The 23,199-nt window shown below is 60.5% G+C and carries 18 protein-coding genes; 5 read left to right on the top strand and 13 right to left on the bottom strand.

The annotated features are described in order from the left end of the window. Positions 1-8: 8 nt before the first annotated feature. The 3 genes from nosP to IE111_RS20845 all read left to right on the top strand — a co-directional run bounded on the left by nosP (position 9) and on the right by IE111_RS20845 (position 5,535). A complete protein-coding gene (gene nosP, locus IE111_RS20855) occupies positions 9-1,166 on the top strand; it encodes a nitric oxide-sensing protein NosP (RefSeq protein WP_189612571.1) in 1,158 nt (385 codons plus the stop codon). After that, a complete protein-coding gene (locus IE111_RS20850) occupies positions 1,159-3,666 on the top strand; it encodes a sensor domain-containing protein (protein ID WP_189612478.1) in 2,508 nt (835 codons plus the stop codon). The genes nosP and IE111_RS20850 overlap by 8 nt, the downstream gene beginning before the upstream one ends. A 507-nt stretch (positions 3,667-4,173) precedes the next feature. Further along, the gene (locus IE111_RS20845; protein WP_229805462.1) at positions 4,174-5,535 is read left to right on the top strand and encodes a class II fumarate hydratase; all 1,362 of its coding nucleotides are present in this window, start codon (positions 4,174-4,176) and stop codon (positions 5,533-5,535) included. Between the two features lie 50 nt (positions 5,536-5,585). Here IE111_RS20845 and IE111_RS20840 read toward each other — a convergent pair whose 3' ends face one another. From IE111_RS20840 to rplU, 7 genes are all read right to left on the bottom strand, one after another. Further along, on the bottom strand, positions 5,586-8,198 hold the full coding sequence (locus IE111_RS20840; protein WP_189612474.1) for an efflux RND transporter permease subunit: 2,613 nt from the start codon (positions 8,196-8,198) through the stop codon (positions 5,586-5,588). Positions 8,199-8,289: 91 nt separating this feature from the next. Next, positions 8,290-8,763, bottom strand: a complete 474-nt coding sequence (locus IE111_RS20835) for a methyltransferase family protein (protein WP_189612472.1) — start codon at positions 8,761-8,763, stop codon at positions 8,290-8,292. A gap of 169 nt (positions 8,764-8,932) precedes the next feature. Further along, positions 8,933-9,517 carry a DNA-3-methyladenine glycosylase I gene (locus IE111_RS20830; RefSeq protein ID WP_189612470.1) on the bottom strand — a complete coding sequence of 195 codons (585 nt, stop codon included), beginning with the start codon at positions 9,515-9,517 and terminating at the stop codon, positions 8,933-8,935. 201 nt (positions 9,518-9,718) lie between these two features. Beyond that, complete coding sequence (gene proB / locus IE111_RS20825; protein ID WP_308427568.1) at positions 9,719-10,798, bottom strand: glutamate 5-kinase; 1,080 nt, start codon at positions 10,796-10,798, stop codon at positions 9,719-9,721. A 478-nt stretch (positions 10,799-11,276) separates the two neighbouring features. After that, complete coding sequence (gene cgtA, locus IE111_RS20820) at positions 11,277-12,470, bottom strand: Obg family GTPase CgtA (protein ID WP_189612467.1); 1,194 nt, start codon at positions 12,468-12,470, stop codon at positions 11,277-11,279. Positions 12,471-12,732: 262 nt separating this feature from the next. Then, positions 12,733-12,987 carry a 50S ribosomal protein L27 gene (gene rpmA, locus IE111_RS20815; protein ID WP_189612465.1) on the bottom strand — a complete coding sequence of 85 codons (255 nt, stop codon included), beginning with the start codon at positions 12,985-12,987 and terminating at the stop codon, positions 12,733-12,735. Between the two features lie 34 nt (positions 12,988-13,021). Continuing rightward, positions 13,022-13,333: a 50S ribosomal protein L21 gene (gene rplU, locus IE111_RS20810; protein WP_189612464.1), complete on the bottom strand. Its 312-nt coding sequence runs from the start codon at positions 13,331-13,333 to the stop codon at positions 13,022-13,024. A 238-nt stretch (positions 13,334-13,571) separates the two neighbouring features. Here rplU and IE111_RS20805 point away from each other — a divergent pair, with 238 nt between their 5' ends. Then, a complete protein-coding gene (locus tag IE111_RS20805) occupies positions 13,572-14,540 on the top strand; it encodes a polyprenyl synthetase family protein (protein ID WP_189612462.1) in 969 nt (322 codons plus the stop codon). Between the two features lie 151 nt (positions 14,541-14,691). On the opposite strand, the gene IE111_RS20800 is transcribed toward IE111_RS20805, so the two are convergent. The 5 genes from IE111_RS20800 to IE111_RS20780 form a co-directional block, all read right to left on the bottom strand. Continuing rightward, positions 14,692-15,360, bottom strand: coding sequence for a flagellar brake protein (locus IE111_RS20800; RefSeq protein WP_189612460.1), 669 nt, complete (start codon positions 15,358-15,360; stop codon positions 14,692-14,694). A gap of 87 nt (positions 15,361-15,447) precedes the next feature. Next, positions 15,448-16,668 (bottom strand): hypothetical protein, encoded by a 1,221-nt coding sequence (locus IE111_RS20795; RefSeq protein WP_189612458.1) that lies wholly within the window; start codon positions 16,666-16,668, stop codon positions 15,448-15,450. Continuing rightward, positions 16,665-17,576, bottom strand: a complete 912-nt coding sequence (gene rfbD / locus IE111_RS20790; RefSeq protein WP_189612456.1) for a dTDP-4-dehydrorhamnose reductase — start codon at positions 17,574-17,576, stop codon at positions 16,665-16,667. Before rfbD ends, IE111_RS20795 begins: the two co-directional genes overlap by 4 nt. A 12-nt stretch (positions 17,577-17,588) precedes the next feature. Continuing rightward, a complete protein-coding gene (locus tag IE111_RS20785) occupies positions 17,589-18,161 on the bottom strand; it encodes a single-stranded DNA-binding protein (protein ID WP_189612453.1) in 573 nt (190 codons plus the stop codon). A gap of 112 nt (positions 18,162-18,273) precedes the next feature. Beyond that, positions 18,274-19,452, bottom strand: coding sequence for an MFS transporter (locus IE111_RS20780; RefSeq protein ID WP_189612452.1), 1,179 nt, complete (start codon positions 19,450-19,452; stop codon positions 18,274-18,276). A 548-nt stretch (positions 19,453-20,000) separates the two neighbouring features. On the opposite strand from IE111_RS20780, the gene uvrA reads away from it, so the two are divergent. After that, the gene (gene uvrA, locus IE111_RS20775) at positions 20,001-22,829 is read left to right on the top strand and encodes an excinuclease ABC subunit UvrA (protein ID WP_189612449.1); all 2,829 of its coding nucleotides are present in this window, start codon (positions 20,001-20,003) and stop codon (positions 22,827-22,829) included. On the opposite strand, the gene IE111_RS20770 is transcribed toward uvrA, so the two are convergent. Continuing rightward, a complete protein-coding gene (locus IE111_RS20770) occupies positions 22,826-23,164 on the bottom strand; it encodes an Mpo1-like protein (RefSeq protein ID WP_189612447.1) in 339 nt (112 codons plus the stop codon). The genes uvrA and IE111_RS20770 overlap by 4 nt on opposite strands. Positions 23,165-23,199: the final 35 nt, after the last annotated feature.

Genomic DNA, 23,199 nt, shown 5'->3' with positions numbered 1-23,199 from the left:
ACGCAGTGATGGTCAGCCCTCCGCAGATACGCAGTGGCCAAACCACAGAACGGGATCCGGTTCAGGCCGTGAGGGACTTTCATACTCAGGTGAGCCAGGAAGACACCGCTCTGGTGCTGTTTTTCTGCTCCAGCCAATACGACCTGGACGCCCTGGCCGCTGAAATGGACCGCCTGTTCACCGATACCCTCGTCGTCGGCTGTACCACCGCCGGTGAGATCGGCCCCGGCGGCTATCTCGATTACAGTCTCAGTGGAGCCAGCTTCCCCGCGGACAGTTTCCAGGCTGTCACCGGCCTGATTCACCCACTCCACACCTTCGAGATCACCCAGGGAAAGAATTTCGTTCAGGGGCTGATGCGCCACCTCGAGGTCCTGGCGCCCCAGGCCGGGACCTATAACAGCTTTGCCTTTCTGATGATCGACGGGCTGTCGCAACAGGAAGAACCCGTCAGCCGTTCACTGCACAGTGCGCTGGGCGGCATCCCCATGTTCGGCGGTTCCGCCGGCGACGACCTGCGTTTCGACCAGACCCTGATCTACCACGACGGCCGTTTCCACAATGACAGTGCCGTCCTGGTTCTGGCGACCACCCGCAATCCGTTTCGCATCTTCAAGACCCAGCATTTCAGCGCAACCGACCAGCGTATGGTCGTGACCAGCGCCGACGCCAGCCGCCGGCTGGTGTTCGAGATCAACGGCCTGCCCGCCGCAGAGGAATACGCCCGCCTGGTCGGCGCCGACATCGACGACCTCAATCCGATGCGGTTCGCCACCTCGCCCGTTGTGGTGCTGATCGACGGCCATGAATACGTTCGCTCCATTCAAAAAGTGAATCCCGACGGCAGCCTGACCTTTTACTGCGCCATCGACGAAGGCATTGTCCTGCGCGTGGCCCGAGGTGTGGACCTGATCGACAACCTGACACACAGCCTCGCCGACATCCGCAAGGACATCGGACCACCCCAGGCCGTCATCGCCTGCGATTGCATCCTGCGCAACCTGGAAATCTCCCAGGGCGGTCTGAAACAGGCCGTCGGCACCATCTTTCAGGACAATCACACCGTAGGCTTCAGTACCTATGGGGAACAATACGCCGGTGTGCACGTCAACCAGACCTTTACCGGTCTGGCCATCGGGTCGGTCAAGGGGGAGCCACATGAGTAATCACAAGAACCCGAAACCGACCCCCTTCAGCCACCCCGACCCCAACGATGAAATCCGACGCCTGAACAAAATCATCGACGCTCTGATGAATCGGGCCGAACGCAGTATGAGCAGCCAGGGCTCCGACTTCAGCCTGTTCCAGACCGCCCTGATGCTCGAAGAGAAGGTCACCAACCGGACCCGGGCGCTGGAAGAGGCTCTGCGCGACAACGAACGGATCAACCGCGACTTGTTTCGCACCACGGTTGAGATGCAGACGGAAATCAAGGAACGGCAACGGGCCCAGGTCGCGCTCACCGAATCCGAGTCCCGTTACCGTTCGGTGACCGAGGCCGCCCTGGACGCCATCATCACCATCGATGAAGGCAATCGCATCAGCTTCGTGAACCCCACGGTGGAGAAAATCTTCGGCTACAGCCGGCAGTCCATGCTCGGCCAGCCCATCACCCTGATCATTCCCAATCAGGCACCGGCCTCGACCTCCGGCTCGCTTGCCGACTACCTGTCCAGTCAGATTGGCCGGCTGAACCGCGAACACCTGGAATTGACCGGTCGCCATCGCGACGGCTACGACATCCCCCTCGAACTGTCTTTCGGGGAGTTCGAAACCGGCGGCTTGCGGTACTTTACTGCCATCGCCCGGGACATCACCGAACGCAAGCACGCCGAAGCCTTGCGGGAAGGGCAATACCACATCCTTGAGTTGATCGCTTCCGACACACCCACCGAGGAAACTCTGGAAGCGTTATTGCGCTTCATCGACCATCAGCACTCCGACGGACGCGCCACCATTGTCCTGCTGGCCGATGACGGTCGCACCATCGAACGCACCCTGGCGCCCACCTTCCCGGATCAATACGGCAACGCGCTCTGCGGCCTGAAAACCGGCCCAAATGCCGGATCCTGCGGGACGGCCATGTACTTTGCCAAACCGGTGGTCGTGAGCGATGTTCAGGAAAGTCCGCTGTGGGCCCCCTACCGGAACCTGGGAGAGACCTTCGGGTTTCGGGCCTGCTGGTCCACCCCCATCTTCAGTGCCGAAGGGGAAGTGCTCGGTTCGCTGGCCATCTACCATCCGGATGTTCACACACCCAGCGCCGAAGAACAGAAACTGGTCGCCAGCGCCGTCCATCTCGCCGGCATCGCCATCCAGCGCAGCCGCACCGAAGCCCGCATCCGCCATATGGCGCATCACGATGTCCTGACCGGCCTGCCCAACCGCACCCTGCTTGAAGACCGCATCGAACAGGCCCTGGCCGTGGCCCGGCGCGAAGACTGTCAGGTCGCGGTCATGCTGATTGACCTGGACCGGTTCAAGACCGTCAACGACTCCCTCGGCCACCACATCGGCGACCAGTTGCTGCGACTGGTCGCCGAACGCCTCCAGGCCTGCATTCGCCGCAGCGACACTATGGCCCGGCTGGGTGGTGACGAATTCGTCATCTGCATGCCCGCCCTGCACGACCCCGAGGGCCCCTCCCGGCTGGCGGAAAAAATCATCTCCGAGCTGTCCCGATATTTCACCGTCGACGATCTGGAACTGCACATCGGTGCCAGCATCGGCATCGGTTTTCACCCGACCGACGGCGACACACCGAACGACCTCTTGCGTGCCGCCGACGCCGCCATGTACGCCGCCAAAGACCGGGGCCGCGGCAATTTCCAGTTCTTCACCCAGGAACTGAACCGCCAGGCACACGATCGTCTGATGCTGATCACCCAGTTGCGTCAGGCCATCGAACGCCAGGAATTCGTGCTCTACTACCAACCGTTGGTCGACATTCACGAGGGCCGCATTGTCGGCGCCGAAGCCTTGCTGCGCTGGCAACATCCCGAGCGGGGTCTGGTTGCCCCGGACCAGTTCATCCCGATCCTGGAAGAAACCGGCCTGATGGTCACCGTCGGCGAATGGGTCATCGACGCCGCCTGCCGTCAAAACGCCATCTGGCAAGCCGACGGTGTTCCCCCGATCTCATTGGCCGTCAATCTCTCCGCGGTCCAGTTCTACCGCAGCGATATTCTGAAAACGGTCCAATCCGCGCTGCAACGGCATCAACTGGACCCGCAGTGGCTGACCCTGGAATTCACCGAAGCGGTCCTGTTCGAGGAAACGGAGCCGGTGATCCGGACAATGCATCGGATGAAACAGATCGGCGTGGGACTGGCGCTGGACGATTTCGGAACGGGTTATTCGTCGCTCTCCTACCTGCAACGCTTTCCCGTGAACCGATTGAAGATCGACCGGAGCTTCCTGCGGGACGCGGAGGAACACGACGGATCGGCGGACATCATCAACAGCATCATCCGGCTGTCACAGAGCCTGGGGTTGATCAGCGTGGCCGAAGGCGTGGAGACATCGACCCAATTGGCCCTGGTCGAGACACTCGGCTGTAACGAGGTCCAGGGCTACCTCTTCAGCAAACCCATCCCGGCCGACGAATTCACCCGATTGCTGAAATCCGGGCTGCCTTCCACTCTGCCCCTGATGTGCAACCATTAAGGTTTTGTGCCCATATGCTCCCTTTACTGGGTTGCCTTTTGTGCCAAGAACCCGTGCTTGAGGCTGGGCGCACTCTTCCGGGGACCGCTGTAGACCCATCCATGGGCGCTTAACTTCGGCATCCATGCCTCAGATGTCCCCTCCAGAGTACCCCCAACCCCAAGCACTGGTCAGCTATGCAACCGCCTACCACCCTCCCCCCGCATTTCATTTGAACTAAGTATTCAATTGGAAAGTCCACTTACCGCCACTACAGTGGGTAGAGATTCATTCATGCTCGACTACTGGGTTTTGGCTTCCTGGTGAGCTAGCGACGGATGCTAGGGGTGCTCATACGAGGATATCTGAGGCATGGATGCCGAAGCTAAGCCCCCATGGATGGGTCTACGGCGACCTCGTAGGAGCACCCCTAGCAGCCGGTGCGGGTTCCTGGCACTCAGTGATAAGTAACCACGATAGCCGAAGGTTAAGTAACCACTGAATTAACGACCGATGGGAGAACACACCATGCGTAAGGAATCTGACAGTTTTGGTGAGATGCAGGTGCCGGATGACGCGCTGTATGGCGCTCAGACAGCCCGGGCACTCGACAACTTTCGAATCTCCGGCGAGCCTATGCCGACGGCCTTTATCCAGGCCTGTCTGAACATCAAAGCCGCGGCGGCCGAGGCCAATGCCGGCCTGGGCACTTTAGACACCGACATCGCCAAAGCCATCGTCGACTCGGTGAACGAAATCAGCGCCGAGCAACTGGAGCGACAATTCCCGGTGGACGTGTACCAGACCGGCTCCGGCACCAGCACCAACATGAACGTGAACGAAGTGTTGGCGCACCTGGCCTCCGAGCGGCTGGGCAAGACCGTCAGCCCGAACGACCACATCAATGCCAGTCAGAGCAGCAACGACACCATTCCCACCGCGATACAGGTGAGCGCCGCCCTGGCCGTGGAAGGCCAGGTCATGCCCGCCATCACGGCCTTGCGCGACACCATCGACGAGCGCGGTCGGGAGTTGGCGGATGTGGTGAAAACGGGTCGTACGCATTTGATGGATGCGATGCCGATGACCCTGGAACAGGAATTCTCGGCCTGGAGCGAGGCGCTGAGCGCCAGTCAGCGTCGGCTGCAACAGTGTTTGTCCCGGTTGAAGGCGTTGCCGCAGGGCGGTACCGCGATCGGTACCGGCATCAACGCGCCCCACGGGTTCGCGGATCAGTTTTGTTTTCATCTCAATCAGCGTTTACAGGACGATTTCTGTCCGCACAACAATGCGTTTTACGGCATCAGCACCCAGGATGTGTCGCTGGAGCTGTCGTCTCAACTGAAGGGACTGGCGACCACGCTGATCAAGATCAGCAACGACCTGCGCTGGATGAACAGCGGCCCACTGGCGGGTCTGATGGAAATCGAGTTGCCGGCGTTGCAACCGGGCAGCAGCATCATGCCCGGCAAGGTGAATCCGGTGATTCCGGAAGCGGTGATCATGGCCGCTTACCAGGTGATTGGCTTTGATACGGCCATTACACTCGGCGCCCAGTCGGGTAATTTTCAGCTGAACGTCACTCTGCCGTTGATCGGCCGGAACCTGTTGCAGGGCTGTCGGTTGATGACAGCGTCCTGCGAGCATCTGGCGGAAAAGGCCATTGCGGGGCTGAAGGTTAACGAATCCTCGATCGCCGACCCCCTGCACCGGAATCCCATTCTGGTCACGGCGCTGAACCCGGTGGTGGGCTATTTGAAGGCGGCCGACATTGCCAAGAAAGCCTACAAGGAACAGCGGCCGGTGCTCGATGTGGCCGAGGAAATGACGGATTTGTCCCGGGACGAGTTAAAGGACCTGCTGGATCCGGCCAAGCTGGCGCGACCCTGAGCTTTCCTTTTTCCAGTCCAGGAGGGATTTCACGGTGGGCTATGCCCACCCTATTCGTCCCGGCGGCCGTCCACGACCACATGGCCGAAGGGTTTGAACAACACAATCAGTCTCGGTAGTAACGTCAAAGCCCCGATCAGCGCTACCGCCATGGCCAAGGCCGTCAGCAACCCGAAATACAACGTCGGCCGGAAATTGGACAGCATCAAAATTCCGAACCCGAGTATGATGGTGATCGAGGTATAGAACATCGCCTTGCCGATGGAATTATGACTGCGGTTCAGGGCTTTGATGTAGTGCCCGTCGCGCTGGATTTCTCGGCGGAAACGGACGATGTAATGAATGGTGTTGTCGACGGCGATGCCGATCGTGATACTGGCGATGGTGATGGTCATCATGTCGAGCGGAATGCCGAACCAGCCCATGATCCCCAGTACGAAGGTGGCGGCGAGAAGGTTGGGCGCCATGGCGATCAGGCTGAGTTTCAGGCTGCGAAACAGCAGCATGAACATGCCGAGAATCCCCAGGAAGACAGCGCCCAGCGTCATGATCTGCGAACCGAACAGGCTCTGCAGCATGTTGTTGTACAGGACCATCATGCCGGTCAATTTGATCTGTCCGGGTTCGAAGCCAAGTTCCTCGACGGCATCCTCACGGACACGTTCGAGGAAGGCATCCCGATCAAGATCATCGAGCGAGTCGATCATGCGCACATTGATCCGCGCCTGGTTGTGTTCGACCGAGACATAAGGTTCGATGACGATGTCGCGGAATTCCTTGGGAATCACCGAGTAGAGCAACGCCAACTGAACATTGGTCATCGGCTGGCCGTCATTGAACCCTTCGGCGATCTCGACCATGGTCGCCAGCGACAGCACCTTGCCGGTTTCGGGCTGCCGATCCAGGTACTGGTGCAGTTTCTTGATTTGTTCGATTTTATCGCCGGTGAACCAGTACTTTTTCGGGTCGTCCTCGACGTTGAAATCGTCCTGGAATCGGCCGACATTATCGGACTCCATGCTGAGAAAATCTTCCTCGACGAAGCCGTCGCTTCCTCCTTCTTCCATAAACGGATCGCCACCGGACGCATCGGAGGATTCGGTGTCCGCCTCCGGCTGACCGGTTTCGCCACTGGACCGGTCGACCGGCGAGGGTCCGGGGAAATTGATCAGTACTTCGAGCGGCGTGGTTCCCCCCAGGCGCTGATCGATGACCGTCATGCCCTGGTAGATTTCGGTGCTTTCGTCGAAATAGTCGATGAAGCTGTTTTCCACCACCAGGCGGGTAATGCCGATGATGGTGAACCCGGCCAACGCCAGACTGGCCACCAAAATCCAGTTACCGGAGCGCAGCGTCACCCGGGCGAACCAACGGGTGGTGAATCCGCCGGACTTGCTTTCGGCGGTGCGCCGGTCCTTGCCCAACACCATCAACACGGAGGGAAACAGCGTAAAGGTGATGATGAAGGCGCACACGATACCCAGCGCCATCATCCAGCCGAAGTTGATGACGGGGCGGATGCCGCTGAACATCAACGAAATAAAGGCCACGCCCGTGGTCAGCGCCATATACAGGCAGGGTACGGCGATGCGACGAACCGCCATGGTGACCAGTCGTCGTTGGTCCCAGTCATCGTGTTTGCGCAATAATTCGCGATAGCGAACGATGAGGTGGATGGACATCGACAGAGTGAGGATCAGCAACAGGGATATGAAGTTGCTGGAGATCACCGTGACCGGCCAGCCTCCCCACCCCAGTATGCCCAACATGCTGACCACCACGACGCCACAACACAGCAGCGGTACGGCCACCCAGCGTGGTTTGCGAAAGATGACCGTCAGAGTGGCGATCAGCAACAGGAAGACACTGATGCCGAAGGTAATGAGATCGTTACGCACGAAACTGATGATGTCATCGGCGATCATGGGAACACCACCCAGGTGCAGTTCACCGTAGGCTTGGTAGTCCCGGGTAATGTCGCGAACGGCTTCGATCACCTCGTGAACCCGGTCGGCCCGCAAGGCGTTTTGCAGCCGAATCTGCTCGTCGATGCGCTCCAGGGCTTCCGGTTCGAATTCGGGGGACTGATTCTGTCGCTGGGTTTCCAGTTCCTCACGCAGCTCCAGCAGACGGGCCTTTTCCTCATCCCGGGGCAGGTTGATCTGCAGGGCCGTGGTGTTCTCGCTCAGATTCAACAGCAGGTTGACGTACAAAGGGCTGTTGGCCAATTCGGTCCGCGCCATCTCGACATCGGCGGCCGGGTCTTCCAGCGTTTTGATATTACTGACCAGTTCGCTCATGGGGACCGGCGGGTTCGACAACAGGGGCACGTCCATGACCGACACGACGGACTCGACACCCTCAATTCCACGGATGTCGTCGCGCAGGTTGCTCAAATGATCCAGCGACGGTTCGGAAAACAAAGGCTCTTCAGGGGTGAAGGTGAGCACCAGGAATTCCTGGGAGCCATATCGCTCGGATATGGTCCGGAAGTACTCCAGATCGTCGTCCCCCTCCAACAGCAGGCTTTCTGCGGACGCATCCAGAGTGAAGTTCCGGGCCTGGTAGCCGAGCAGCAGGACGAGCAGCGCCAATCCGACGATCACCCAGATGGCGTGCCGGGTAATCGCTTGTTCGTAGAGGGAGAGTAATTGTTGCCGCATGGTGTCGCAGTCCTGTCCATTTGATTGGCCGGCCTGTGTCAGGGGCGGCCGGAACCCAAGCCGGACATCCTAAACAAGGGCCGTGGTGCTGTCATCCGGATTTACCGGGCCGTCGCCACCAGCGCGGTACACGCCGACAGTAGGCCCGGTAAGCCTCGCCGTGAATCTGTTCGAGTTGGTGCTCCTCGCGGCGAATAAACAGGCCGTACAGCAGAAACGGACTGCCCAGCACCACCAGCCAGGGCGATACCGACCCGACCCAGATGGCGAGGCCGCCGGCGATGAGGACAAAGCCCACGGACATGGGGTTGCGACTGAGCCGGAATACGCCCCGCTCGACCAGGACATCGGAAGGTTCGCCGGGGTGCGCGGAGGCACCGGCCCGATGCAGCTCCCGTTCGGCGGCGATGTTGATCAGGGCCCCCAGCGCGATGGGCAACAGGCCCAGGAAGTTCCAGGGGTAGGGAAAGATCACGCCCAGCGGTTTGATGAAATGCAGGGCGAAGATCACCAGCATGACCAACAGGCCAAGTGCGGGCGGTAGAAACGGGGGTTTGTGTGGCATCGTGACTCCGATTGCCCGGGTATTGACTGTGCGGGAAGTGTAAGGAACCCCGACACCGGATACAGCCGTCGAAAGTCACTTCCTTAAAACTCTGGGCGGTGGTCCGCGCCGGCTGCTGGGTATCCGTCGCTGGTCCAATCGGCGAACTCAGAACTACGTTTTTCAAGTTTCAAAGAACAGTATTTTCAGCCAGGGTGTGGCATTCGTCGTAGCAGTGGCAGTCGATGACGTGGTCGAGCACCAAGCCGGTGGCCTGCATGAAGGCGTAACAGATGGTCGGGCCGACGAAGTTGAAGCCGCGTTTCTTCAGCGCTTTGGACATGGCTTCGCTTTCAGGCGTTGTCACAGGGATTTCGCTCATGGAACGCCATTCGTTGATGATGGGACGACCATCGACAAAGGACCAGAGAAAGGGACTGAAGTCTTCACCGGCGTCGACCATGGCGACGTAGGCTCGGGCGTTGCGGACGATGGACTGGACCTTGAGGCGGTTGCGGACAATGCCGGGGTTGCTCAGGCAGCGTTCCATGTCTTTGTCTGTGTAGCGGACCAGAGCATGGGGATCGAACTGGGCGAAGGCGTCGTAGTAGGCCGGTTGTTTTCTGAGGATGGTGATCCAACTGAGGCCAGCCTGCTGTCCGTCGAGGCAGAGTTTGGCGAAGAGATCGAGCGGGTCGGTAACCGGGCGACCCCAGACCTGATCGTGATACGCCTGATACAGCGGGTCATCCCCACACCAATCACACCGTTTCATGTTCCTTGGCTCCTCATTACTGTGGCTGAATTGTTTATTAAGCCTATGGTCCGCACCCAAGGTGGGGGATGGCTGTTTAGGGGTCGCCGTAAACCCATCCATGGGGGCTTGACGGCAGCCATCCTGGCTGCCGACATCCCCGAAACAGCCATCCCCCACCTTGGGCGCTTGGTACCTTGCCAACTCCCACTTCGACTATGGTTACAGCAGCACCAAATTATCTCGATGCACCAACTCCGGCTCGGCCATAAAGCCTAAAATCGATTCGAAGGTCTGGGAAGGCTGGCGCAGGATTTTTTGGGCATCGTCGCTGTCGTAGTTGCAGAGTCCGCGGCCGAGCAGAACACCGTTTTCGTCGACCAGGGACACGCACTCGCCACGCTGGAACCGGCCTTTGGCGGCCAACACACCGACGGCGAGGAGGCTCTTGCCCTGTTCGGTCAGGGCTTTACGGGCCCCGGCGTCGAGGGTGAGTTCGCCTTTGGTCTGGAGGTGGCCGGCGAGCCATTGTTTGCGGGCGGCGAGCGGTTCGAGGTCGGGAACGAGTTCGGTGCCGAGCTGTTCGCCAGCGCGCAGTCGGGTGAGGACGTGGTCGTTGCGCCCTCCGGCGATGACGGTGACGGCGCCGCTGCGCGAGGCGAGGCTGGCAGCGCGGACTTTGGTGGCCATGCCACCACGTCCGAGAGCACCACCGCCACCGGCGACGGCTTTGATGTCGGGGTCGGTGGCTTTGGCCTGGCGAATGAGTTGGGCGTCGGGATTGCTGCGCGGGTCGGCGTTGAAGAGGCCGTCCTGGTCGGTGAGCAGGATGAGGGCATCGGCTTCGACCAGGTTGGCGACGAGGGCGCCGAGGGTGTCGTTGTCGCCGAAGCGGATTTCGTCGGTGACGACGGTGTCGTTTTCGTTGACGATGGGGATGACGGGCAGCGTCAGCAGGGTTCGCAGGGTGCTGCGGGCGTTGAGGTAGCGGCGCCGGTCGGACAGGTCTTCGTGGGTCAGCAGGATCTGGGCGGTGTGGCAGTCGTATTGCTGGAAGAGGTCTTCGTAGGTCTGGACGAGTTTGGTCTGTCCGACGGCGGCGGCGGCCTGGAGTAATTCCATGGATTCGGGACGTGTGGTCCAGCCGAGGCGGCTCAAACCCGCGGCGACGGCGCCGGAAGAGACGAGGACGACTTCGACGCCCTGTTCTCTCAGCGCGGCGATCTGGCTGACCCACTGATGAATCCGCATCAGGTCCAACCCTTTGCCGTCATTGGTCAACAGGGCCGACCCTATCTTCACAACCCAACGTTTCCCCTCGGTCAGGGCGGTATGTCTAACGGCCTCGGACACTCTACTTTCCTTCTATTCTCTCATGGTTCGGTGGTTGGTCGAGTCACGGTACTACTTTGGGGTTTTAACCCGCCCCAGGCGCCCGGATGCCCTCAGACGGACCGCTGCAAGTACTTCCATGTAAGCTCGACGGCCCGCATCCCTGCGGGCCGACGTCCGTCGGAGGGCACCCGAACACCTGTGGCTAGCTATCATCGCCACCGCCCTAATCACAACCACAAAGTGCACAATGCTTGTCTTACTGACGGACGGAATTGGCACCGTTGACTAGCGAGGGGTGGTGGGGCTCCCCTCCGGGGAAGTCCGCAGCAGGGATGCTGCGGCCTAGCCTACATGGATGTATAAACGGCGACCCCGGCGGGGAACCCCACCACCTCTCGCGGATTCCCGGCACCACCGCCAGCCCAGCAAAACCCAACTGAAGCCTCTAAGGCGCGTAAACGATCTCTACGTCGTGATCATCGTCGTCGTCATTATCGTCATCACGCTCGACTTTGCGTGCGTGTTTGCGACGTTCCGACAGCGTACGAATGCGTTCGCGGGCTTCCTGCTCCACCTGGTCGCGATGGGCCGCATCGGCCTCCAGCAAGGCTTCGTCCTCGGCCAGGGCCGCTTTCGATTCTTCCAGCCAGGTCATCAGGTCCTGGACCAGTTTCGATGTGCCTTCATTCGCCAGGGCGGAGACGACATAGACCGGGCCTTCCCATTCGAGGGCCTGGATCACGCTGTCGATGCGCTCCTGGCGTTCTTCTTCAGGCACCATGTCGATCTTGTTCAGCACCAGCCAGCGCTCGCGCTGGGCCAGCGCCGGACTGAATTGTTCCAATTCGTTGGCGATGGCCAGGGCGTTGTCGGCCGGGCTAGTCTCATCGAACGGGTATAGATCGACGACGTGCAACAGAACCCGGGTGCGGACCAGGTGCTTTAGGAAGCGGATGCCGAGACCGGCGCCATCGGAAGCGCCTTCGATCAGGCCCGGTATGTCGGCCATGACGAAGGAACGCAGGCTGTCGACACGTACCACGCCCAGGTTGGGTACCATGGTGGTGAAGGGGTAGTCGGCCACCTTGGGTTTTGCGGCGCTGACGGCGCGGATCAGGGTCGATTTACCGGCGTTAGGCAAACCGAGCAGGCCGACGTCGGCCAGGACCTTGAGTTCCAGGCGCAGGTTGCGGCTTTCGCCGGGCGTGCCTTTGGTGAACTGACGAGGTGCCCGGTTGGTGCTGGATTTGAAACGGGTGTTGCCGACACCGCGACGACCGCCCTGGGCGATCTTGACCTGGTCGCCGTGCTGGCGCAGGTCGGCCAGGACTTCCTCGGTGTCTTCGTCGATCACGGTAGTCCCGACGGGGACAACGAGGGTGATGTCTTTGCCGCCTTTGCCGGTCATGTCACGGCCTTTGCCGGGTTCGCCGTTTTCGGCTTTATAGCGGCGGGTGTACCGGTAGTCGATCAGGGTGTTGACGTTCTCGTCCGCCTTGACCCAGACACTGCCGCCGTGACCGCCGTCACCGCCATCCGGACCGCCCTTTTCAACGAATTTCTCGCGATGGAAACTGACGCAGCCATTACCGCCTTTACCGGCTTCTATGCTAATGGTGGCTTCGTCTACAAACTTCATGGGGATGGCCTCTGGATGGCAATGAACAAGGTTGAGCTTTGCTCGGCGGTTAGCGCCGGCTGCCGGGTATGCTCATCCAGGGTGGTTCGCAGCAGGGATGCTGCGGTCCAGGCCCCATGGATGGGTTAACGCCGACCCTGGAGGAGCATACCCGGCAGCCGGTGCGGGCTTCTGGCACCACGCTTCAGCGATCTTGGTATGCTGATTATACAAAAAAGCCCTGCAGAGCAGGGCTTTTCGAAAGTTTATGTCAAAGAGCCGATCAGGCTACGATGTTCACAAACTTGCGGTTCTTGTCGCCCTTGGTGACAAATTCCACTTTACCGTCGGACTTGGCGAACAAGGTGTGGTCCTTGCCGATGCCGACGTTCAGTCCCGGGTGGAAGCGAGTGCCACGCTGGCGAACGATGATGCTGCCGGCGGAAACGGCTTGGCCACCGAAGGCCTTGACGCCTAAGCGTTTACTTTCCGAATCGCGACCGTTGCGAGTACTACCGCCTGCTTTTTTGTGAGCCATGGTGAGTCTCCGTTAATCCTGTAAATGTTCGTAATCAGGCAGAAATGCCAGTGATCTTAACTTCGGTGAACCACTGACGGTGGCCCATCTGCTTCATGTGGTGCTTACGACGCTTGAACTTCAGGATCTTCACTTTCTTGTGACGACCGTGAGTGACCACCTCGGCGGTGACCTTGGCGCCTTTCACTTCCGGAGCACCGACGTTGACCTTCTCACCGTCAACGACCAGCAGGACTTTGTCGAAATCGATGCTGGCACCGGTTTCGGCTTCAATTTTTTCGAGCTTCAGCTTGTCGCCTTCGCTGACGCGGTATTGCTTACCGCCACTTACGATTACAGCGTACATAATGTCTCTATTCCATCAAGTTGGCTTGGTCGACCCGCACGGTTTCATTACTTAACCTGCCTCTAAAGGCAACGCCTACGCTGGGAGCACCCTATAACAGGGAATGAAGCGGATCGGTCAGGGCGCGCAATTCTACGGATTTACCGCTTTGCGCGCAAGCCCCTGGTCACCTTGCCTTGACACGGGGTGGGGCGCTACCTAGCATCCCCCGCTGACGTTTCCCAGAAAGCCAGCCCGAATGGACCAGAAAGCCGTTTTTGCCACCGTTGCCGATGATTTCGCGGCCGTCAATCGCACCATACTCGACCAACTCGAATCCCGGGTTCCCCTGGTCGAAAAAATCGCCGACTACATCATCAGCAGCGGCGGCAAGCGCCTACGCCCGCTGCTGGCGCTGCTCAGCGGCGGTCTGTGCGGTTCGATCGACGAGCGCCATCACAAGCTGGCCACGGTCATCGAGTTCCTCCACACCGCCACCCTGCTCCACGACGACGTGGTCGATACGTCGGACTTGCGTCGCGGCCGCCCCACGGCCAACGCCAAATGGGGTAATGCTCCGAGCGTCCTGGTCGGTGACTTCCTATACGCCCGCGCCTTCGAGCTGTTGGTCGACATCGGTCAGATGCCGGTCATGAACCGTCTCGCCGTCGCCACCCGCACCATCGCCGAGGGCGAGGTGATGCAGTTGATGAACGTGCGCAACCCGGGTGCGACCGAGGCGCAGTACATGGATGTGATCAAGGGCAAGACCGCGGTGTTGTTCCAGGCATCCAGCGAGACGGCGGCCCTGCTCTCGGGTGCCGACCCGGCGCAGGCCGGGAAACTGGCGGAATACGGCTTGAACCTGGGTCTGGCGTTCCAGTTGATTGACGACGTGCTGGATTACGACGGCGATTCTTCGAAACTGGGCAAGAACGTCGGCGACGACCTGGCCGAAGGCAAGCCCACCCTGCCGCTGATTCACGCCATGGCCACCGCTCCGGCCGAAGACGCCAAGCTGATTCGCAAAGCGGTTCGCAAGGGCGGCCTGGACGAGCTCGAAGCCATCGTCGACATCGTGCATCGCTGCGGCTCCATCGATTATGTCCGGGACAAGGCGCTCGAACACGCCAACCTGGCCCTGGCCCAACTGGACACCTTCCCCGACTCCGACTACAAGGCCGCCTTAAGTGCCCTGACGGGGCTGGCAGTGGCCCGGGACAGTTAGTACCGTAGTTCGTTAATCTTCCTCGCCAGGAACCCGCGCCGACTGATACAGGGATGTATTCACGGCGGTCCCCGGAAGAGCATACCCCACCTTCGCCTCGCGGGTTCCTGGCACGAAATATAACCGGGTCGAGTAAAACCAACCACCGAATCTACCTCTCAGCACCCCGGGCAATTTGAGCGTTGACGTAAGCCTGGAGCGCTAGAAAATCGATGTCGGAGACGAATTTGAATTCGATGCCGTAGGCGGCGATGGAATTGTTGAGTTCGAAGCGATCCAATTCCGCTCGGATCTGGGCTTCGATGGAAATGACCCGGGTGACGTGTCCGACCGTGACCTTGCCGTTCAGCAGCAGCACATCCCCGGGTTGTCCCATCGGCTGAAGGGTTTCCAGTCGGGCACCGGTGGTGGAGAGGTCGACAATGGCGCCGAAACCGCGTTCGATGTCCGAATCGGACTGATTGACGATGGACACCTGCAGGTTGGCCAGCACCCGCTCGGCATTGCGGACCTCGCCGGCTTCCACCCGGCCCGGCCATTGCAGATGCAGGTAATGGATCGGGTAAGTGCACAGGTGCGTGACCTGGCTGCGAAAGGCGCAGGCGCTCTTGTTGGAGAAAAATCGTACGACCAGCGCCTGTTCCTTGCGAATCAGCAAAGGCCGGTTTTCGCTCAACATGGGCGTGGTGACCATAACGGAACGGCCGGGAATGTAGCCGAGGAGATGGCTGTTGTAGCGTTTACCTTCGTCACCTTCCACTTCCAGCTTCAGGTTGAAGCCGACGGGAAGACGCAACTTGCTGAATTCAACACTGGCCATGGCCAGACACCTTTTCGTTGGCGCCCGCACCTGGACCGGGCGGACACGTGCATGATGATTGTGGCTTCTTCGCTCCCGGTGCCGTCGTCAGGGACTATACAACGGGCTGTTCCGGAGCCAGGACCGGGTGTCGCGAACCAATTCGCGGATTTGGCGTTCGGTCAGTTCGCCGCGGTCGTCCTGCTGCCAGTCGGCCCAGAATTCGGCCGGAGGCATAAGAGTATCATCGGTCGCCGGTAGAAAATCTTTACGAAAATCGGTTCCGTTGTTCTGTAACCATAGCAGCAATTCCAGTCCGGCCACGTTGGCGACCATGTCTTCGGCGCTGAACCCGGAACGGCGGGTCAGGGCGTCGGACCATTCCTTGTAGACGGCCAGCTCCAGCACCGAGTCCGGACTCATCTGGGTGCCCAGCCACATGGCGAGCAGAAAATGACGCGCCAGATCGTAACGGCCGTGGAGGGTAAAACGCTTGAAGGGAAGTTCGGGCAGGTCTTCACCGGGTTTCAACCCGGACACCTCGCCCAGGGAGGCGTAGGTCAAAGCACCGAGCATGACCGGCGCGTCCTGGTCCCAGTCGAAATCCGGCCGGGTAACCATGACACTGAGAACCTGGCGCAGCGGGATGCGAAAGGCTTCCTGATCGGACAACCAATCACCCAGCCAGAGCACCTCGGCTTGCAACCGCTCACGCTGCCGACCGTCGGCCCAGAAAGGCGCGAAATCACCGAGCCAGCCCTGCAGCTCCGGATCGCCCCACTCGACGGACACGGTCATGGAGCCATCGCGCAAATCCACTCGCGGCGACAGTTGCTGCCAGACGGCCCGCGCATCGGCGACCGGTCGCTGGGCGTTGAGGCGGTCGTTGAGCGCATCCACCCAGGATGCGGGCAGTCCGAACCCGGCCACAGTCAAGGACTGAGCCCGGAACGGCTCCTCGGGCTGCCAGACCAGGGAAACCGGCAGGAAACGCTCGAAGACCCGGGTGGGCCACCACAGCTCGAGCGTCAAGGCGTCGGGTTGAATGTCGGCGCGAAACTGGGAGTGCGCCAGTGCCGGCTGCGTGGACGCCAACAGTATGGCCAGCTTCTGAACATCGTCTTCTCTGAGCGCCAGTTCGTAGACCTCACCGCTCTCGAGTCGGGCCGGATGATACTGTTCCATCCACTGGCGGTATTTTCGCAGATCGGAAAACGGAATGATGGTTCGCGGGACCTGACTGTCCGGTACCGTGGCCCACCAGAACCCGCCGGCCAGCAACCCCGTCAGGCACATCAGAACCAGTAACAGCCGCACCAGCCATTTCACCGAACCGGTTCTCCCGTTCCCGTGGCCGGTTCGTACAGCGCCTTCAACGTATCCTGAACGCCCCGGCGCCAGGCTTGTTGCTTGATGCCGAAGGTCGACAGAATCTTGCGCGTACTCAGCTCGGTGTTCGCGGGCCGGGAAGTGGTTTCGCCCAAAGTAGCGGGATCCACCGCTTCGACCTGTTCCGCTTCGACATCGATAAAGGACTTCGCCGCCTTGATCACCGTTTCGGCGAAGGTGGGCCAGTCGGTCACATCGCTGCCGACGTAGTGATAGGTCCCCCACAAGGGAGGGTCCACGTCGCAACCGACCTGTTCCAATATGGCAATAATGACCCGCGCGACATCCAGTGCCGGCGTCGGACACCCTTTCTGGCCACTGGGAACCCGGACCACGTCCAGTTCCGAAGCCTGGCGCAGGATGCGTTTGAGCACGTTGTCGCCATCCGGACCGAACACCCATGCCGTGCGCAGGATGATGTGCTTGTGCCAGAGCCGGCGAATGGCCTCTTCCCCTTCCCAAAGGCTGCGGCCAAAGGCATTGACCGGATTGGGCGTATCGGACTCGCTGTAAGCGGTGGTCTTGGTGCCGTCGAAGACCTGGTCGGTCGACAGTTGAAACAGGACGATGTCCCGTTCATGGCAAAGTCGGGCGAGATTCTCCACGCCCTCGCGATGCACCTTATCGCTGCGCTCGCGGTCACGCTCGGCGCTGTCGATGTCGCCGACGAGCTCGCAATTGATCACGCAATCCGGCTTAAAACGGTCGAGTTGTTCCTCGACCGAACGGAAATCGGTGATATCGAGTGTGTCCGATCCGCAGCCCAGGTGCGGGAATTCACGCGCCGTCAACAATCGACACAGTGCGGTCCCCACCTGTCCATGGGCCCCGAGAACCAGGATTTTCACGCCAGACCTGCCTTAGAACGGGATGTCGTCGTCGAAATCGTCGAAGTTATTGGAAGGCTGATTGCTCGGCTGCGGTGCCGGTTGACTGGGCGCCGGACGATTCGGCTGACCACCGCCGTAGCCCCCTTGTTGCGGCTGACCGCCCTGAGGCTGGCCGCCAAAGCCACTCTGGGGCTGAGGTTGACCACCGAAGCCCTGGTTCTGACCGGCAAATCCGCCGCCCTGGCCCTGACCCTGATTGTCACCACGTCCGCCAATGAACTGCATTTCGTTACCGACGATCTCGGTGGAATAGCGATCGTTGCCGTTCTGATCCTGCCATTTACGGGTCTGCAACCGGCCTTCGATATAGACCTGTGAGCCCTTACGCAGGTAGCTGGCGGCGTTTTCCGCCATGCGGCCGAAGAGCACAATCCGGTGCCATTCGGTGGAATCCTGACGATTGCCCTGCTCATCGCGCGGCCCGAGTTCGTTGGTCGCCACATTCAGATTGACCACCTGGGTTCCCGAAGCCGTCGCCCGCACGTCCGGGTCCTGACCCAGACGCCCCAGAATGATCACCTTGTTTACCGTTCCACGTGCCATAGTCTTTTATCCTGTATCAGTCTGTACTTTCCGTGATGAATGTCGCCCTACCCGAGTCGGTTCAACCCACATCCACCCGTGATTCGATCTCATTGTGAGCCGGCTGTCCAGCTCAATACGCCCACTTCTCATCGCGTCGTTCAGCCCACCATACTATCACCAACCAAAGCAATATGACTGCGAGCGAGATCGCAGCAATGCCGGTCATATCGAAGGTGCTGAAAGCCCAACCACCCACCAGGCCACCGCAGGCGGCGCCCAGGAACTGGCTGGTGGAAAACACGCCCATCGCCGTTCCGCGCGCCGTGACCGGCGCCCGTCGGCTGATGAGTGAAGGCAGGGTCGCTTCCATGAAGTTGAAGCCCACGAAAAACAGCCAGATCAGGCCGATGCTCAGGGCCGCGCTCTCACTGAAACCCAACCCCAATACGGCCAGTGCCAATAATACGGCCGCCCAGCGCAGCACCGGCACATGCGCCTTGCGCCGCTCGGCCACCATAATCATGGGGACCATGGCGACGAAAGACAGCACCATGACCGGTGCGTAGACCCAACCCAACTGATCGCCGCCAATGCCCTGACGGGTCAACACTACGGGCAGCCCCACGAACAACGCCGTCATGGTCAGGTGAAGGCTGAAGATCCCGAGGCTCAGCGGCGACAGCCGCCGATCGCCGAGCACTGCGCCCAGCTGCCGCAAATGCAATTGCCGCTCTTCATGCACACGGGCCTGGGGCGGGTGCGGCAACCAGGCCAATACCGCCATCCCGAGCAGCGCCAGCAGCGCCGTCGACCAGAACACGCCGCTCAAATCGAAGGCATCCGCCAGGATCGGCCCGACAATGACCGCCAGTACAAAGGACGCGCCGATGATGGCTCCAACGATCGCCATCGCCTTGGTCCGTTCCGACTCACGGGTGTAATCCGCCAGCAATGCCAATACCACACTCGCGATCGCCCCGGCGCCCTGAAGCGCACGGCCGACGACCAGCCACAGGACATGATCCGCCAGCGCCGCCAGCACCGACCCGGCCAGAAACACACCCAGACCGGCCAGAATAACCGGTTTGCGCCCGACCCGGTCCGACAGCATGCCCAGCGGTAGCTGCAACACCGCCTGGGTAATCCCATAGATACCCAGCGCCAGACCCAGCAACTGAGTCGTAGCACCGTCCAGATCCTGCCCATAAAGCGTCAGGACCGGCAGTACCATAAAGAGACCCAACATCCGGGATGCATACAGCAGGGACAGCCCGGTCAGGGCCTTTTTTTCCAATGCGTTGAAAGCCATATCTCGACGTCGTTCGTATTCCAGTAGCCGCAGGCGAGTCCGCCCGCTGAAAGCTGCGCATGGTACCAGAAATCTATCGTGGTGGGCGTCACTCTAAGCGGTATTTATGGCTTGGTTGCCAAAACCCGCACTGGTTGGTCGGTATACCTATTCGGGGTCGCCGTGAACCCATCCATGGGGGCTTGACGGCCGCCATCCAGGCGGCCGACATCCCCGAATAGGTACACCGACCAACCAGCGCTAGTCCAAAGTAGAACACATGCTTCAATAGCAGCTTAGAATGAGGTGTGGTGCAGGCAACGCTGACTAGCGGTGGATGCCCGGTGCGCTCAGCCGGGGATGTGCGCAGCATGGATGCTGCGGTCAAGCCTACATGGATGTATTCACGGCGACCCCGGAAGAGCGTACCGGGCAGCCATCGCGGGTTCCCGGCACTCAACCCACCCACTTGGGTTCTGTACATTTATACAGTAAACTGTGCGGCTGCCAATGACCTGTGAAACGGGTCGAACGAGGTTTCCCAGCCGCAGCCGGAACATGAGGATTGCATGGACAAGATCTCCGTCCAGGGTGCCCGCACCCACAACCTGAAGAACATCAACGTCGACATCCCCCGCGACAAACTGGTCGTCATCACCGGCCTGTCCGGCTCCGGCAAATCGTCGCTGGCTTTCGATACGCTGTATGCCGAAGGCCAGCGTCGCTATGTGGAATCCCTCTCCACCTATGCCCGGCAATTCCTGTCGATGATGGAGAAACCCGACGTCGACCACATAGAAGGCTTGTCTCCGGCCATCTCCATTGAACAGAAGACCACCAGCCACAACCCCCGGTCCACCGTCGGCACCACCACCGAAATCTACGATTACCTGCGACTGCTCTACGCCCGTGTCGGCGAGCCGCGTTGCCCCGAGCACGATGAGCCGCTCGAAGCCCAGACCATCAGTCAGATGGTCGACCAGGTCGTCGCCCTGCCCGAAGGCAGCAAGCTGATGATGCTGGCGCCGCTGATCAGCGACCGTAAAGGGGAGCACCTGCATGTGTTCAATGAACTGCGCGCCCAGGGTTTTGTGCGCGTGCGGGTGGACGGCACGGTGATGGACCTGGACGAGGTGCCGGCACTCGACAAGAAGCGCAAGCACAGCATCGAGGCGGTCGTTGACCGTTTTAAGGTTCGCGAGGACCTGAAATTGCGCCTGGCCGAGTCGTTCGAGACCTGTCTGACGCTCTCCGGTGGCATTACCCGGATTGTCTGGATGGACGGAGACGGCGAAGACATGCTGTTCTCGAACCGTTTCGCCTGCCCGGTCTGCGGCTATTCCATCGCCGAACTCGAGCCGCGCATGTTCTCATTCAACAATCCGGCCGGCGCCTGTGAAGGCTGCGATGGCCTGGGTGTGAAACAGTATTTCGACAACGCCAAGGTGGTACGCGACCCGACCCGCTCGCTGGCCGAAGGCGCCATCGCCGGCTGGGACCGGCGCGCGGTCTACTATTTCAGCCAATTACAGGCGCTGGGCGAGCACTACGGGGTCGATATCGACCGGCCCTTTGGCAAGCTACCCAAACGGTTTCAGCGCACTGTGCTGGAAGGCAGCGGCGATACCGAAATCGAGTTCTCGTACGTCAACAGCCGGGGCTCTGTCTACAGTCGCAAACATGTCTTCGAGGGCGTGCTGCCCAACATGGAGCGGCGCTACCGCGAAACCGACAGCCAGATGGTGCGCGAGGAACTGTCCAAAAACCTGACCGAACAGCCCTGCCCGAATTGCCACGGCAGCCGACTGAAGGAAAGCGCCCGGCATGTGTTCGTCAAGGGCATCAACCTGCCCGAAGTGACCCATATGTCGATCGGCGATGCGTTGAGCTATTTCGACGGCCTGACCCTGACCGGTGCCCGTGCCCAGATCGCCGAGAAGATCCTGCGCGAAATCATTCAGCGGCTCAGTTTCCTGGTCAACGTCGGCCTCGACTACCTGACGCTCGATCGCAGCGCGGACACCCTGTCCGGCGGAGAAACCCAGCGTATCCGTCTGGCCAGCCAGATCGGTGCCGGACTGGTCGGCGTAATGTACATTCTGGACGAACCGTCGATCGGCCTGCACCAGCGCGACAACGACCGATTGCTGCAGACGCTGACCAACCTGCGCGACATGGGTAACACGGTATTGGTGGTCGAACACGACGAGGACGCCATCCGCGCCGCCGATTTCGTGCTCGACATCGGCCCGGGCGCCGGCATCCACGGCGGCGAAGTCGTGGCCTCGGGCACCCCGCGCCAGATCATGAACAACAAGAATTCGCTGACCGGCCAGTACCTGAGCGGCAAGCAGCGAATCGAGGTGCCGAAGCAACCCACCGAACGCAACCCGGAGAAACAACTGGTCCTGACCGGCGCGACTGGCAACAATCTGCAATCGGTGACGCTGAACCTGCCGTTGGGCCTGCTGACCTGTGTAACCGGCGTCTCCGGGTCGGGCAAGTCCACCTTGATCAACCAGACACTCTACCCGCTCGCGGCCACCCGTCTGAACAAAGCCACGGCCCTGTCGCCGGCGGCACACGACGAGATTCACGGTCTGGAGCATCTGGACAAGGTGGTCGACATCGACCAGAGCCCAATCGGCCGTACGCCGCGCTCCAATCCGGCCACCTACACCGGTATCTTTACCGCGGTGCGTGACCTGTTCGCCGGGACTCCGGAAGCCCGCTCACGCGGTTACCAGCCCGGTCGATTCAGCTTCAACGTCAAGGGCGGGCGCTGCGAGGCCTGCCAGGGCGACGGTTTGATCAAGGTCGAGATGCACTTCCTGGCGGATATTTATGTGTCCTGTGATGTCTGCCAGGGCAAACGCTACAACCGGGAAACGCTGGAAGTCCGCTACAAGGGCAAGAACATTCACGAAGTGCTGGAAATGACCATCGAAGAGGCGCGCGAATTCTTCGATGCGATTCCGGCACTGGCGCGAAAGCTGCAGACACTGATCGATGTCGGCCTGACCTACGTCAAGCTCGGCCAGAGCGCCACCACCCTGTCCGGCGGTGAGGCGCAGCGGGTCAAGCTGGCGCGAGAGCTGTCCAAGCGCGACACAGGCAGCACGCTTTACATATTGGACGAGCCGACCACCGGTCTGCACTTCCAAGACATCAAGCAATTGCTGGCGGTGCTGCATCGCTTGCGCGATCACGGCAATTCCGTGGTGGTGATCGAACACAACCTCGACGTCATCAAAACGGCGGACTGGATCATCGATCTGGGTCCGGAAGGCGGCAGCCGGGGCGGTCAGATCATCGCCGAGGGCACGCCCCGGACAATCGCCGATAATCCGGCCTCGGTCACCGGGCACTACCTCAAGCCATTGCTGGAGCGCAGTTAACGGTCGGTTGACCCAGGCTGCCTCAGGCGGGCTTTCAATCGACCGGTGAGGAATTCAAAGTACATCACCCAGTCCCCGGCCAGACTGTAAAATGGATAGGTAAAGGTGGCCGGGCGATTCTTCTCGATGAAGAAGTGGCCGATCCAGGCGAACCCATACCCCATGACGGGCACCCCCAGCAGCCAGAGCCACTGCCCCGTTATCCAGGCGATCGCCAATAGGGCCAGCACACCGGTGCTGCCGATGTAATGCATCGCCCGACACAGCGGATGCCTGTGCTCGGCCAGATAATACGGATAGAAGTCGGCAAAGCGGGTAAAACGTTCTTCGCTCATAGAGAGCCTCTCATTGTTATTCTCGGGTCCGGCCC

The organism is Saccharospirillum salsuginis (genome assembly GCF_014651855.1).
Taxonomy (GTDB): Bacteria; Pseudomonadota; Gammaproteobacteria; order Pseudomonadales; family Natronospirillaceae; genus Saccharospirillum; species Saccharospirillum salsuginis.
The sequence above is the reverse complement of the archived record's forward strand: the minus strand, read 5'-3'. Positions and strand labels throughout refer to the sequence as shown.